The organism is Arthrobacter sp. 01T414 (assembly GCF_056398965.1).
Genome location: NZ_JBFTQK010000007.1, coordinates 24,560 through 37,988, shown reverse-complemented (window position 1 = coordinate 37,988; position 13,429 = coordinate 24,560). Strand labels below are relative to the sequence as shown.

General features: G+C 68.1%; 12 protein-coding genes. 4 read left to right on the top strand and 8 right to left on the bottom strand.

Translation table 11 applies throughout. The features are described 5' to 3' along the window. The first annotated feature begins 207 nt into the window (after positions 1-207). The gene (locus AC1DK9_RS15095; RefSeq protein ID WP_476916433.1) at positions 208-1,458 is read left to right on the top strand and encodes an MFS transporter; all 1,251 of its coding nucleotides are present in this window, start codon (positions 208-210) and stop codon (positions 1,456-1,458) included. Here AC1DK9_RS15095 and ftsY read toward each other — a convergent pair. The 7 genes from ftsY to coaD form a co-directional block, all read right to left on the bottom strand. Then, the gene (ftsY, locus tag AC1DK9_RS15090) at positions 1,455-2,663 is read right to left on the bottom strand and encodes a signal recognition particle-docking protein FtsY (RefSeq protein WP_476916432.1); all 1,209 of its coding nucleotides are present in this window, start codon (positions 2,661-2,663) and stop codon (positions 1,455-1,457) included. The genes AC1DK9_RS15095 and ftsY overlap by 4 nt on opposite strands. A 78-nt stretch (positions 2,664-2,741) precedes the next feature. After that, complete coding sequence (gene smc, locus AC1DK9_RS15085; protein ID WP_476916431.1) at positions 2,742-6,350, bottom strand: chromosome segregation protein SMC; 3,609 nt, start codon at positions 6,348-6,350, stop codon at positions 2,742-2,744. 99 nt (positions 6,351-6,449) lie between these two features. After that, positions 6,450-7,433: a bifunctional DNA-formamidopyrimidine glycosylase/DNA-(apurinic or apyrimidinic site) lyase gene (gene mutM, locus AC1DK9_RS15080; RefSeq protein WP_476916430.1), complete on the bottom strand. Its 984-nt coding sequence runs from the start codon at positions 7,431-7,433 to the stop codon at positions 6,450-6,452. Between the two features lie 8 nt (positions 7,434-7,441). After that, positions 7,442-8,188 carry a ribonuclease III gene (gene rnc / locus AC1DK9_RS15075; RefSeq protein WP_476916429.1) on the bottom strand — a complete coding sequence of 249 codons (747 nt, stop codon included), beginning with the start codon at positions 8,186-8,188 and terminating at the stop codon, positions 7,442-7,444. 21 nt (positions 8,189-8,209) lie between these two features. Beyond that, positions 8,210-8,413, bottom strand: a complete 204-nt coding sequence (gene rpmF, locus AC1DK9_RS15070; RefSeq protein WP_056738282.1) for a 50S ribosomal protein L32 — start codon at positions 8,411-8,413, stop codon at positions 8,210-8,212. A 36-nt stretch (positions 8,414-8,449) separates the two neighbouring features. After that, on the bottom strand, positions 8,450-8,974 hold the full coding sequence (locus AC1DK9_RS15065; RefSeq protein ID WP_476916551.1) for a YceD family protein: 525 nt from the start codon (positions 8,972-8,974) through the stop codon (positions 8,450-8,452). A 175-nt stretch (positions 8,975-9,149) separates the two neighbouring features. Then, positions 9,150-9,650: a pantetheine-phosphate adenylyltransferase gene (gene coaD, locus AC1DK9_RS15060; protein WP_476916428.1), complete on the bottom strand. Its 501-nt coding sequence runs from the start codon at positions 9,648-9,650 to the stop codon at positions 9,150-9,152. A gap of 48 nt (positions 9,651-9,698) precedes the next feature. Between coaD and AC1DK9_RS15055 the strand changes: the two genes are divergently transcribed. The 3 genes from AC1DK9_RS15055 to AC1DK9_RS15045 are packed head-to-tail and all read left to right on the top strand — an operon-like array spanning position 9,699 to position 12,621. Next, positions 9,699-10,619 carry an SDR family NAD(P)-dependent oxidoreductase gene (locus AC1DK9_RS15055; RefSeq protein WP_476916427.1) on the top strand — a complete coding sequence of 307 codons (921 nt, stop codon included), beginning with the start codon at positions 9,699-9,701 and terminating at the stop codon, positions 10,617-10,619. Next, entirely contained in the window at positions 10,616-11,824 is a 1,209-nt protein-coding gene (locus AC1DK9_RS15050) for an aminotransferase class I/II-fold pyridoxal phosphate-dependent enzyme (RefSeq protein WP_476916426.1), read from the top strand. Before AC1DK9_RS15055 ends, AC1DK9_RS15050 begins: the two co-directional genes overlap by 4 nt. Next, the gene (locus tag AC1DK9_RS15045) at positions 11,821-12,621 is read left to right on the top strand and encodes a spermidine synthase (RefSeq protein WP_476916425.1); all 801 of its coding nucleotides are present in this window, start codon (positions 11,821-11,823) and stop codon (positions 12,619-12,621) included. The genes AC1DK9_RS15050 and AC1DK9_RS15045 overlap by 4 nt, the downstream gene beginning before the upstream one ends. Positions 12,622-12,920: 299 nt before the next feature. On the opposite strand, the gene AC1DK9_RS15040 is transcribed toward AC1DK9_RS15045, so the two are convergent. After that, complete coding sequence (locus AC1DK9_RS15040; protein WP_476916424.1) at positions 12,921-13,406, bottom strand: AAA family ATPase; 486 nt, start codon at positions 13,404-13,406, stop codon at positions 12,921-12,923. Positions 13,407-13,429: the final 23 nt, after the last annotated feature.

Below are 13,429 nucleotides of genomic sequence, written 5' to 3'. Positions count from 1 at the left end.
ACTTGTCCGCCGATCCAACGCGTTTTGCGTTCTAAGAAGAGTTTGCTGGCGCAGTGTTTCACCGGCAGAGGATTTACATTGCCGGGTTGTTACAAGAACCTCCCGGAAGTAAATGGTGCGTCTCACGCTTGTTACGGTTATGTTTCACGCGTTCAAACACGCCCCGGCCGGCCTTGCGGCACCAAATGCAGAACCGAAAGCAGCATCATGAGCAAAGCGTCCCGTTCCGCCAACGGAACCCGGGCCCTGCCCGGCCTCCGGCAGCCCGGCAGTCCCCGACTGCCCCGGGACATCAAGGTGATGCTGGTTGCGGCCTTCCTCATTGCCCTGGGCTTCGGCCTCGTCGCCCCGGTACTCCCCCAGTTCGCCACCACCTTCGACGTCGGTGCGACGGCGGCCGCGGTGATTGTCAGCATCTTCGCGTTCATGCGGCTCATTTTCGCCCCGGCCGGCGGTGCGCTGATCGTAAAGCTGGGCGAACGCCCGGTGTACGTGGCCGGGCTCTTGATCGTGGCGGCGTCCACGGCCGCGTGCGCCTTCGCCCAGGACTACTGGCAGCTGCTCGTCTTCCGCGGGCTGGGCGGGGCCGGCTCAGTGATGTTCACGGTGGCCTCGATGGCCCTCGTGGTGAGGCTCGCCCCGCCGGAAAGCCGCGGCCGCGTCTCGGGCGCCTATGCCTCGGCTTTCCTGATCGGCAACGTGTGCGGGCCGATCGTGGGCGGCCTGCTGGCCAGCTTCGGCCTGCGGGTTCCGTTCCTGGCGTACGCGGCCGCGCTGGTGCTGGCCGCCGCCGTCGTACAGACCCAGCTCAGCCACGTCCCCGCAGGCTCCCGTGAGGCAGGAGCGGCGGCGCCGGCCATGCTGCTCCGCGACGCTCTGCGGGACAGCGCCTACCGGGCCGGGCTGGCCTCCAGTTTCGCCAACGGGTGGGCCACCTTCGGCGTCCGGATGGCCACCGTGCCGCTTTTCGCGGTCGCTGCACTCGGCGCCGGATCCTCGTCCGCGGGCTGGGCACTGGCCGTGTTCGCGGCCGGCAACGCGGCGGCCCTGACCTTCTCCGGGCGGCTCGCGGACAACCTCGGCCGGAAGCCGATGATGCTCACCGGACTGGTGGTCACCGGCCTCGCCACCGCCGCCATCGGCTTCACGCACGAGTTGCTGTGGTTCCTGGCGGCCTCGACCGTTGCCGGCATCGGGTCCGGGCTGCTGGGCCCGGCGCAGCAGGCCGCGATCGCCGACGTCGTGGGCAATGAGCGCTCCGGCGGGCGGGTGCTGGCAGTGTTCCAGATGACTTCGGACAGCGGCGCGATCGTGGGGCCGGTCATCGCCGGACTGCTGGCGGACCAGCTGGGCTACGGCTGGGCCTTCGGCATTACCGGCGGAGTTCTCCTCGCGGCGGCTGCGGGCTGGGTGCTGGCGCGGGAGACCTTTCAGCGGCCCCCCGCACCGGCGGCCTAGTTCAGGAGCGCGTCGACGAAGCTTTCGGCGTCGAAGGGCGCCAAGTCGTCCGCGCCTTCGCCGAGTCCGATCAGCTTGACGGGTACGCCGAGGGACTTCTGGATCGCGACCACGATGCCGCCCTTGGCGGTGCCGTCCAGCTTGGTCAGCACGATGCCGCTGATGTTCACGACCTCGGCGAATACGCGCGCCTGGTTCAGGCCGTTCTGGCCGGTGGTCGCGTCCAGGACCAGGAGCACCTCGTCCACCTCGGCGAGCTTTTCGATCACGCGCTTGACCTTGCCGAGCTCGTCCATCAGGCCGACCTTGTTCTGCAGCCTGCCGGCGGTGTCGATCATGACGACGTCGACTTCCTGGTCGATGCCGGCCTTGACCGCCTCGTACGCGACGGAGGCCGGGTCCGCGCCGTCGATGTCGGACTTGACCGTGGGAACGCCGACGCGCTGGCCCCAGGTGGCGAGCTGCTCCGCGGCTGCGGCGCGGAAGGTGTCCGCGGCGCCAAGCAGCACGTCCTTGTCCTCCGCCACCAGCACGCGGGCGAGCTTGCCGACCGTGGTCGTCTTGCCGACGCCGTTGACGCCGACCACCATCATCACCGCGGGCTTGTCCGCGTGGCGTTCCACGTTCAGGCTGCGGTCCATGGTGGGGTCCACGAGCTTGATGAGTTCCTCGCGCAGCAGGGCCTTGACCTCCTCCGGCGAGCGGGTGCCGAGCACCTTGACGCGTTCGCGGAGCGCGTCCACGAGCTGCATCGTCGGCTCGGTGCCGAGGTCGGCCAGCAGCAGGGTCTCCTCCACCTCGTCCCAGACGTTCTCGTCGATCTTGTCAGCGGAGAGCAGGGCGAGCAGGCCTTTGCCCAGGATGTTGTTGGACTTGACCAGGCGTTCGCGAAGCCGGGTCAGGCGGCCGGCTACCGGCAGCGGGGTCTCGACCGGAACGGTCTCCAGGCCCGCAACGTTGTCCGGCACCTCAACCGTTTCGAGGCCCTCAAGGTCGACGGCCTCCGGTGCCGCGGCACCGCGGGGCGGAGCCGGGCGGTCCTCCAGCAGCGTGCCGCCGCCGGTACCCTGCACGGGGTCGTTCGCGTCGCGCTGCGACGGGTAGTCGGTGATGTTCTTCCGGGTCTTCATGAGCACCGGAATCAGCGCACCGATAACCACCAGGGCAACGAGGATGGGCAAGATGATGGGGAGGATGTCGTTCACTCCCCTAGCTTCTCATAAACCCCAAACGCCCCGTCGGCAGCCCTGGCTCCGTCCGGGGATGCCATCACAGGCCGGGCTTCAGACCTCGGCCCCCAGTCGCTGGCTGATCACGGTGGAGACGCCGTCCCCGCGCATCGTGACGCCGTAGAGTGCGTCCGCGACCTCCATGGTTCGCTTCTGGTGGGTGATGACGATCAGCTGGCTGGACTCGCGCAGTTCCTCGAAGATGGTGATGAGCCGGCCAAGGTTCGTGTCGTCCAGGGCTGCCTCCACCTCGTCCATGACGTAGAAGGGCGAGGGGCGGGCTTTGAAGATTGCGACCAGCAGGGCCACCGCCGTCAGCGACCGTTCGCCGCCGGAGAGCAGGGACAGCCGTTTGATCTTCTTGCCGGCAGGCCGGGCTTCCACTTCGATGCCGGTGGTGAGCATGTCCGAGGGGTCGGTCAGCACCAGCCGGCCTTCGCCGCCGGGGAACAGCCGGGCGAAGACCCGGACGAACTGGGCCGCGGTGTCCTCGAAGGCCTCGGCGAAGACCTTCTGCACCCGTTCGTCGACCTCCTTGATGATGTCCAGCAGGTCCTTGCGGCTGGACTTGAGGTCCTCCAATTGGGTGCTGAGGAACTGGTGGCGCTCCTCAAGGGCGGCAAACTCCTCCAGTGCGAGCGGGTTGACCCGGCCCAGGGCGGAGAGGTCCCGCTCGGCTTTGCGCAGCCGCTTTTCCTGCTCCTCGCGGACGAAGGGTTTGCCCTCGATGATCTCCTGCCCATCCTCGTCCACGGGGGCGCGGAGTGCTGCCCACTTGTCCCCGGATTCGCCGGCCGGCAGGGGCACAGGCTGGTCGGGTCCGAAGTCGGCCACCAGCTGGTCGGCGGTCAGTCCGAGCTCCTCAACGCTGCGCAGCTCCAGGGCCTCGATCCGCAGGCGCTGCTGTGCGCGGGCCAGTTCGTCCCGGTGCACGGAGTCGGTCAGCTCGGCCAGGTCCCGGGCGAGGGCATCATTGCCGGTGCGCACCTCAGCCAGTTCGCGCTCCATCTGCTCGCGGCGCGCCTCGGCGCGGTCCCGTTCACGGCGCGCCAGTTCCACCGATACGTCGATGAAGCCGATCACTTGCCCCACGGCGGCGGCCACGGCGGCGGCGCGGCCGGCCTGGAGCCGACGGCGGCGGGCCCGTTCGGCGGCCTCCTCGCGGGCGCGGCGTTCGGTGGCGGCGGCCCGTTCCAGCGATGCGGCACGGTTGCGGGTGGCGGTCAGCTGTTCCTCCGCGCTGCGCAGCGTGAGGCGGGCCTCCATTTCGGCCGCGCGCGCGGCGGACGCCGCCACAGCCAGGGCGTCACGATGTTCGGGCGAAGGCTCTTCCTCCGTGGGTGCCTCCTGGGCGGCGGCCAGCCGGGCGGCCACGGTCTCGAGCGCCTCCTGCTCCGACTGGATGTTTGCCTCTGCCCTGGCCAGCGACGCGGTGAGGCGTTCGCTTTCGCCGACGGCGCTGCGCAGCACCGAGTTGAGGTGGCCAAGCCGTTCGGCGACGGCAGCGAGCCGGGCGTCCGAGTCGTGCAGCTTTTCCAGTGCGGCATCGGCACGGTCCTGGGCGGCGCCACGGCGGGATTCCGCGGCGGCCAGGGCGAAGCGGTTGCGTTCCAGCTCTGCGCAGACGGCTGCGAGCCGCTCGGCCGCGTCGTCGACGGCGGCCTGGACTTCAAGCAGGGACGGCGCCGTGGCTGAGCCGCCGCTGACGCTCAGTGCGGTGAACACGTCGCCGGTCCGGGTCACGGCTGTCAGCTCCGGGTGCTCGGCAATGAGCCGTGCCGCGGCGTCGATGTCCTCGACGACGGCGGTGTCCCCAAGCAGCCGGCCGAGCGGCACCCCGGTGCCGCCGTTGATGCTTGCGGCGGCCGGCGTGACGAGTGAGGTGGCCCAGCGGGCACCGTCGGGGAGGCCTGTCTCAATATCGTGCGCCAAGGAAGCACCCGGGCCGGAGGCGTCGGCGAGCAGCAGCGTGGCCCGGCCGGCGTCGTCGCCCTTGAGGAGCTGCAGGGCCTCGGCGGCGGTCGCGGCGTCGCGGACCACCAGGGCGTCGGAGCAGCTGCCCAGCGCGGCGGCGATGGCGGCCTCGTAGCCGGCCTGCACGCTCAGCATGCCCGCAAGGGGACCCAGCACTCCCGGGAGTCCGGCGGTGAGGACGCGTTCCGAGCCGTCCTTGCGGTTCAGGCCGAGTTGCAGGGCGTCCCGGCGTGCCACCAGCGCGTCGCGTTCCCGCTCGCCGTCGCGTTCGGCCGCCTTGAGGGCGTCGATTTCGGCGACGACGGCGTCGAGGGCCATGCTTGCGGCTTCGTATTCGGCGTCGAGGGTCTCCTCGCCGTCCTCGACGCCGGCCACCTGCGACTCGAGGGCAGTGAATTCACTCTGGGCGACGCGGCGCCGCTCTTCGCCGGCCTTCTGTGAGTCCCGCAACCGGCCAAGTTCGGCCTGGGCGGACTCGACCCGGGACCTCGCTGCACCCACTTGGCCGGCGAGCCGGGCAAGTCCCTCGCGCCGGTCCGCGGCGGCCCGGAGCAGGGTGGCGAGACGCTTGTCCTCGGCCGCTGCTGCGCTTTCGGCGTCCTGTTTCGCGGCGGTGGCGGCATCGAGTGCGCTGCGCCGTTGGAGGATCTGGTCTTCCAGCCCGGCTTGTTCCGCGCGGACCCGGGCCGCCTGCTGCTCGAGCTGCTCGGGGTCCCGGCCGGAGGCCGGGGCCGCGTCGGACGCCCCCAGCAGGCGGCGGCGTTCCTCGGCGAGCGATCCGAGGGAGCGCAGCCGTTCGCGGCCAGACGAGAGCTGGTACCAGTTGTCCCGCGCGGCGTTGAGCTTCGGGGTGGCTTCGGCAGCGAGTTGCTCCAGGCCGGCCTGCCGTTGACGGCCGCTTTCGAGTTCGCGTTCGACGACGGCGCGGCGGGCCTTGAGCGCGGTCTCATCCGCGACGTCCTGGGCCAGCACGGACTGCAGCTGGACCAATTCGTCGGCAAGGAGCCGGGAGCGGGCGTCCCGGACCTCGAACTGGACGGTCTGGGCTCGCCGGGCTACTTCCGCCTGCTTGCCCAGCGGGGTGAGCTGGCGCCGGATTTCCACGGTGAGGTCACTGAGCCGTGCGAGGTTTGCCTGCATGGCCTCGAGTTTGCGGACCGTCTTTTCCTTGCGGCGACGGTGCTTGAGGATCCCGGCGGCCTCCTCGATGAAGCCGCGGCGGTCCTCCGGGGTGGCGTGCAGGACCTTGTCCAGCTGCCCCTGCCCGACGATCACGTGCATCTCACGGCCCAGCCCGGAGTCGGAGAGCAGTTCCTGGATGTCCAGCAGGCGGCAGCTGGCCCCGTTGATGGCATATTCCGATCCGCCGGTGCGGAACAAGGTGCGGGAGATCGTCACTTCGCTGTAGTCGATCGGCAGGGCGCCGTCGCTGTTGTCGATGGTCAGCGAGACGTGCGCGCGGCCCAACGGCGGCCGGCCGGAGGTGCCGGCAAAGATGACGTCTTCCATTTTGCCGCCGCGGAGCGTCTTGGCGCCTTGTTCACCCATCACCCAGGACAACGCGTCGACCACGTTGGACTTGCCCGAGCCGTTGGGGCCCACCACGGCGGTGACGCCGGGTTCGAACTCAAAGGTCGTCGCGGAGGCGAACGACTTGAATCCGCGGACGGTCAGGCTTTTGAGGTGCAAGGTGTTTCGGTTCTCCTGGATGGCGGCAGCGGGGTTGTTGCCTGCCCTAAATGTACTGGGACACGGCGGAAATCCGCGGATTTGCGGCGTTCCGCCGGGCTACCAGCGCCCGTTCCGCGGCCGCGGCTGGCAGACGGGGCATGTGTAGGAGGACCGGTTCATGAACTGCTCGCGTTTCATCAGGCTCACGATTCCCGCCTCCGCACAGCGCCGGCATTCCAGGCCCTCCCGGCCGTAGGCGTTCAGCGACCGCTCAAAGTAGCCGGAGGCGCCGTTGACGTTGACGTAGAGCGAATCGAAACTGGTTCCGCCGGCGGCGAGTGCGTCCGTCATGACCTGGCGGGCGGCGTCGAGCACCCGCAGCGCCTCGGACCGCCGGAGGGTGTCCGTGGGCCGGGCGTAGTGGAGCTTGGCCAGCCAGAGCGCCTCGTCCGCGTAGATGTTCCCGATTCCCGAGACGAGCGCCTGGTCAAGGAGCGCCCGCTTCAGGCCGGTTTTGCGTGAGCGGAGCCGCCGGTAGAACAGGTCGAAGGAAAAGTGCGGATCCAGCGGGTCCCGGGCGATATGGGAGGCTTCCTCGGCAATCAGCGGCAGCGGCGTCTCCGCAAGTCCGCCGGGGCCGCCGTCGGCCGTGGGCACCAGCGAGGTGAGGAAGAGCCCGCCAAAGATGCGCTGGTCCACGAACCGCAGCTGTTCGGGCATGCCTGCCGCGGGACTGAGCCGCAGCCGGATTTTCAGGTGCTTCTCGTCCGTCACGGCGGCGTCCTGCATCAGCAGCTGGCCGGACATGCCCAGGTGGGCCATCAGCGCGACGGCTGGCGCCGGCGCTGCGTCGTCCCCGGAGGCGATTCCTGCGTCGTCCCCGGCGTCTGCGGTGTCCGCCAGCGGCAGCCAGAGGAACTTGCCGCGGCGGACGACGTCGAGCACCCGGGCACCGGCCAGGTTCCCGGCAAAGTCCTCGACGCCCAGCGCGTGCCTGCGGATGGAGCGCGGGTCCAGCACCTCGACGGAGGTGATGGTCCGGCCGCGCACCCAGTTCACCAGGCCGCGCCGGACCACTTCAACCTCGGGCAGTTCGGGCAACGCGGCGCCTAGCTGCCGGTGTGGGTGCTGGGCTGTACAGCCTCGGCCCGGGCCGGGTCCGGGGTCCGGGCGGGCGCAGGCGCGGAGAGCCGGCGCCAGGCGTCGGCAGCTGCTTCCTGCTCGGCTTCCTTCTTGGAGTTTCCCGAGCCGGTGCCATAGTCGTTGCCGCCGATCCGCAGCACCGCCTCGAAGGTCCGCGCGTGGTCCGGGCCGGAGCCCTCGACGGCGTAGTTGATCGTGCCAAGCTGGCGGCTGGCCGCGAGTTCCTGGATGCTGGTTTTCCAGTCCGTGCCGGCGCCCAGCGCGGCGGCGTCCTGGAGCAGCGGGCCGACGAGGCGCATGACAAGCTGGCGCGCGGTTTCCAGGTCGTTGGACAGGTAGGTGGCGCCGATCAGCGCCTCCATGGTGTCCGCCAGGATGGAGGCTTTATTCTTGCCCTCCGTGAGCTTTTCGCCCTGGCCGAGGTAGATGTACTCCCCCAGCCCGATGCTGCGGCCGATGCCGGCCAGCGCCCGGGTGCTCACGACGGCGGAACGGCGCTTGGCCAGATCGCCCTCGGGCAGTTCGGGGTTGTCGCGGTAAAGCGCGTCGGTCACGGAGAAGCCCAGGATGGAGTCGCCGAGGAACTCGAGCCGCTCGTTGGTGGGGATGCCGCCGTTTTCGTAGGCGTAGGAACGGTGTGTCAGAGCAAGACGAAGCGTCCCGGCGTCAATAGTGACACCGAGACGCTTCAGAAGCTCTTCAGTTGAAGACATCTTAGTCAGCCTGTTGGCGGATTAGACGTCTGCGACCTTGCGGCCCTTGTACTCAAGGAACAGCGCGGTGCCAGCAGAGTCGGTAACGACCTTTGCCTGGTGCGGCAGGCTGTAAACAACCTGTCCGTTTTCCACGGTCTTCACCAGGTGGGGGGCGGTTGCCTTCCACTGGGAGCGGCGGGCGCGGGTATTCGAGCGAGACATTTTCCGCTTCGGGACAGCCACGGCTAACTCATTTCTCTCTAGTCCAACACTTACAAATCAGTTTTGCCGGTCAGGCTTAGCCAAGTCAGCTAGGGCAGCCCAGCGAGGATCTACGACCTCGTGGTGATGCCCCGGCTCGTCTTCCAGGCGAACTCCGCATTCGGAGCAAAGGCCCTGGCAGTCTTCCCGGCACACCGGCTGGAACGGCAGCATGGTGACAACTGCGTCCCGCAACACCGGCTCAAGATCGATCAGATCGTGCTCGACTCGACGTTGCTCTTCTTCGTCTTCTTCGTCCGGGAATTCAGCATCCCCGTAGAAGAAAAGTTCTTGCACATTGACCTCAAGGTCATACGCAAGGGGATCCAGGCATCGACCGCATTCGCCGGTTACTTCGACGTTCGCGGTGCCCGATACCAGAATTCCTTCGTGTACGGCCTCCAGGCGCAGATCCAGCTCGACATCCGAGCCTTCCTGCACGCCAATGATCGCCACACCAAGGTCACTTGGTGCGGGTACATGTTCCTTCAGTGTCCGCATGCTTCCCGGACTGCGTCCGAGGTCCTTGACGTCGAACGCCAGGGGCGAACTAGCATCTCGTTTAATGAGAACTCCTGTTGAACATATGACCGACGTACCATCTTAGCCTGATCTTCCGGACGGACTCAAACCGGGCTGCAGCGCGCGGTTGAGCACCGCGCGAAGGGGCCGGTCAGGGCCGCGCAACCGGCAGCAGGCCGCCGAGTACCGATCAAGCTTACCCTCTGCGCGGCGGATCCTGGAGCGGCTCGCCGGACCGCAGGCGTTTCAGCACGGACTTCGGCACGAAGTCCGAGACGTCGCCGCCGAGGGTGAAGACTTCCTTGATCAGCGTGGAGGACAGGTGCAGATAGTGGCCCTCGGCCGGAATGAACACCGTTTCGACGCCGGTCAGCTGCCGGTTCATGGTGGCCATCGGCAACTCGTAATCGAAGTCCGAAGACGAGCGCAAGCCCTTCACGATCGCGTTCGCCCCGCGCTGCCGGCAGTACTCGGCGAGCAGCCCCTCCCCCACAGGTTCCACCACGATCCCGCGCAGTGACGCCAGGGTCTCCTTTGCCATGTCGAGCCGTTCCTCGAGCCCGAAGCGGTATTTCTTGGCGTAGTTGGTGGACACGGCCACAATGACCTCGTCGAAGAGGCTGGCGGCCCGGGCAATGACTTCCAGGTGGCCGTTGTGAATAGGGTCAAAGGAGCCAGGGCATACAGCGCGTCTCATGCTCCGAACCTACCGCATGGGCCTTGCGGGCCGGGATAGCATGGCGGAATGTCAGCATCTAAGAGTTCTACAGCCACGTCCGCGCCGTTCAGCGTTGCCGGCGGAGTCGTCCTCGTGACCGGAGCCGCCATGGGCATGGGGCGGCTCTACGCGCTCCGCGCCGCACGTGAGGGCGCCGCCGCCGTCATTCTCTGGGACGTCGACGCCGACGGCCTAGCGAGCACCGCTGCGGAGGTTTCCGCTCTCGGTGCGCGCGCCGTCGTCCGCCGGGTTGACCTGGCCAGCCGGGACGACATTGCGGCGGCCGCTGCGGAGGCGCAGGCCGAGGGGCCGCTGACCCTGCTGGTCAACAACGCAGGCATTGTCCGCGGCGCCTTGTTCTGGGAGCACGAACCGGCCCGTGACATCGCCCTGACCATGGACATCAACGCCCTCGCCCCGATGTATGTCACCCACGCGTTTCTGCCCGCCATGATGTCCGACGCCGGCCGGCCGCGCCGCATCCTCAACATCGCCTCGGCCGCCGGCACCGTCTCCAACCCGCGGATGAGCGTCTATGCCGCCTCCAAGTGGGCGGTTATCGGCTGGAGCGACTCGCTGCGGCTGGAACTCGAGCAGCAGGGCTACAGTCACCTGAAGGTGACCACCTTCTGCCCCAGCTACATCTCCACCGGCATGTTCGCCGGCGCCCGCGGTCCGCTCTTCACGCCCCTGATGACCCCGGACGACGCCGTCAACCGCGCCTGGCGGGCCACCGTGGCCGGCCAGCCGCAGCTGATCGCCCCGGCGACGGCACAGCTCGGCAAGGTGCTGCGCGGCCTGCTGCCGGTCCGGGCCTGGGATTTCGTCGGCGGGAAGATTTTCGGCATCTACACGACGATGGACAAGTTCACCGGCCGCACGGACACCACCTCAAGCAGTCCCTCCAAGGCCGCCGGAGAGGCCCCGGGCCAGGCAGGAACCCAGTGACCGGACAGCCCCTGGCGCCCTGGCAGCGTGCCGCGACCGGCGCGAACCTCCTCTCCCCCGGCGGGGACCTGGGCGTCACCATCTTCGAAGAGATGACAACCTTGGCGCTCAAGACCGGAGCCATCAACTTAGGCCAAGGTTTCCCGGACGAGGACGGACCGGCGGAGATCAAGGATGCCGCCCAGGCCGCGATCGCCGCAGGCGCCAACCAGTACGCGCCGGGCAAGGGCATCCTCGAGCTGCGGGAAGCCATTTCCTTGCACCAGGAGCGGTTCTACGGGCTGATCCCCGATCCGCAGACGGAAATCATCGTCACCACGGGAGCCACGGAGGCCATCGCCGCGGCCCTGCTGGCCATGGTGGGCCCGGGCGACGAGGTCCTGACTTTCGAGCCGTTCTACGACTCCTACGGCGCCATCATTGGTCTCTCGGGCGCCACGCACGTCACCGCTCCGCTGCTGGCCCCCGATTTCATGCCCGATCTCGAGGCCCTTGCCGCTGCCTTTACCAGCCGCACCAAGGTGGTGCTGGTGAACAATCCGCACAACCCGACCGGCGCGGTGTTCCCGCGGGAGGTGCTCGAACGCGTCGTAGAGCTCGCGGCCCAGCACGACGCCGTCATCATCACCGACGAGGTCTACGAACACCTCACCTTCGGCACAGCGCATCTGCCAATCGCTACCATCCCCGGCGCGGCTGAGCGCACCCTGACGATCTCGTCCGCGGGAAAGACGTTTTCCTTCACCGGCTGGAAGATCGGCTGGCTGTCCGGCCCCGAGCACCTGGTTTCCGCGGCCCGGACGGTCAAGCAGTTCCTGAGCTACAGTTCCGGCACCCCCTTCCAGAGCGCTATTGCGGTGGGACTGGGCCTGCCGGACGAGTTCTACGCCGGCATTGCCGACACCCTGCGGCTCAAGCGGGACATCCTCAGCGAAGGACTGCGCGCGGCGGGACTCGAGGTCTTCACCCCGCAGGGGACGTACTTCGTGAACGTGGACACCGCTCCTCTGGGGATTTCGGATTCGGTGGATTTGGCGCGCCGGCTGCCGGAACTGGTGGGCGTCGCCGCCATCCCTGTCCCGGTGTTTTGCCACGCCGAGGGCGCCGAGCGGACCCGCAGCCTGCTCCGCTTCGCGTTCTGCAAGAAGACCTACGTGCTGGAGGAGGCCGCCGAGCGGCTTTCCACCCTGCGGGACAGGCTGTGAGCACGGACGGAGCGCCGGACGCTGGACCGGCGTCCAGGAGGTTCCTGCGGACCACCGGCCAGCACGCCGTGATTGAGCCCGACGAGTTCACCGAGGGCGGGTTCGTGCTGAGCATCGGCGGGGCCGAGCAGTCGCACGTGAACCTGTCGGACCCGGGCGACATCTTTTACGAGTACCTGCGCCGGATCGGCCATGTCGTGGATCTCGCGGCGCCGTGGGGCGAACCCATAGCCGCCCTCCACCTGGGCGCCGGGGCGCTGACGCTGGCGCGCTACATCCAGGCGACCCGGCCCGGCTCCGTGCAGTATGCGGTGGAGCTGGAGCGCGAATTGCTGGACTTCGTGCTGCAGCAGTTGCCGATGCCGGCGGGGACGGAGCTGCACACCGTGATTGGCGACGCCCGCGAAGCGCTGACAACCCTGCCCGCGGAGCTGCGCTTCGACGTCGTGATCCTGGACATCTTCTCCGGCCCCGAGGCGCCCGAACATATCGCCAGCGCCGGCTTCTACCAGGAAGCAGCGGCCCGGCTGACCCCTCGGGGCGTCCTGATCGTCAATGTCGGCGACGAGCCCGGCCTGACCCTTGTCCGGAGCCAGGTGGCGGCATTGCGCCGGGCCATGGCTGACGTGGCGGCTTTCGCCGAGACCGGCATGTTCGCCGGCCGGCACCCCGGCAACATCATCCTGACCGGGACCCAGGTCCCGTGGCCCGATGCCTGGACCGCGGCGCTCACGGCCCGCGGTCCGCACCCGGCAAAGGTACTTTCCGGCGTCGAACTGGACGTGCTCTCGGACTAGCTGGTGCGGGGCTGCCCGAGAGTCGTAACCAAGCCTGCGGGACAGTCCTCTATATTGGCCAAAGGCCAAAGCAGCCGCACGTCGCTATCGTTGGGGAGAATTCTGTGGATGTTGGACTGTTGGTAGGCATTTTTTGGATCCTGGGACAGCTAGCAGTGGTCCTGGGTGTGCTCTATATGGTTGTCCGCGTAGCGGTTGGACACGCGCTCAAGGCTCAGCGCAGGAGAGAAATGCGTGCCGCCGAGGTCACCATTCCCCGAGGCTAGGGTCCGGCGGGCCACTGGCCGTCAGTCGATCGGCTATCCGCCAGGCGTGCCGAGAATGCGCGCCACGATCTGTCCGGCCGATTCCGCCGCTTCGATCCGCTCTTCCTGTACGAACGGTAGCGGCTGCCATCCGTGGAACCAGGACCGCATCTCGTCGACGGTGAAGTTCGCCGCTTGTGGCCGCATCGCATGCCTGCGGACGGTTTCATCGAACGTGAGGTCGTAGGCGAAAAACCTCGAGTCGCCGCTTCTGGCCGCGGTGCGCTCGAGCATCGCCGAATACCGCCCAGCGTTGAAGATTCCTTCGAGGATGACGTGGTGCTCGGCGCGGAGGCAGTGAGCCGCTGCGGCTTCCAGAAGGTCCGCGTGGGCGAGGCTCTGCTGCTCTCGTTCCCGGTACACGCTTCGCCGGAAATAGTCTTGGCTGAGGATCGCAGTCGGACCGTCCAAGGCTTCTTGGAGCATTGCCGCTACGGTGCTCTTCCCGGAGCCGGAGTTACCACGCAGGACGACGAGCATGCCTAGAACGTAGCAGGAGCCGG

What these genes read in the sequence shown, in the direction of transcription:
- AC1DK9_RS15055 (WP_476916427.1), top strand. Translation starts at nt 9,699, where the DNA reads ATGTCAGCATCTAAGAGTTCTACAGCCACGTCCGCGCCGTTCAGCGTT.
- AC1DK9_RS15095 (WP_476916433.1), top strand. Translation starts at nt 208, where the DNA reads ATGAGCAAAGCGTCCCGTTCCGCCAACGGAACCCGGGCCCTGCCCGGC.
- AC1DK9_RS15040 (WP_476916424.1), bottom strand. Translation starts at nt 13,406, where the DNA reads ATGCTCGTCGTCCTGCGTGGTAACTCCGGCTCCGGGAAGAGCACCGTA.
- rnc (WP_476916429.1), bottom strand. Translation starts at nt 8,188, where the DNA reads ATGTCTTCAACTGAAGAGCTTCTGAAGCGTCTCGGTGTCACTATTGAC.
- coaD (WP_476916428.1), bottom strand. Translation starts at nt 9,650, where the DNA reads ATGAGACGCGCTGTATGCCCTGGCTCCTTTGACCCTATTCACAACGGC.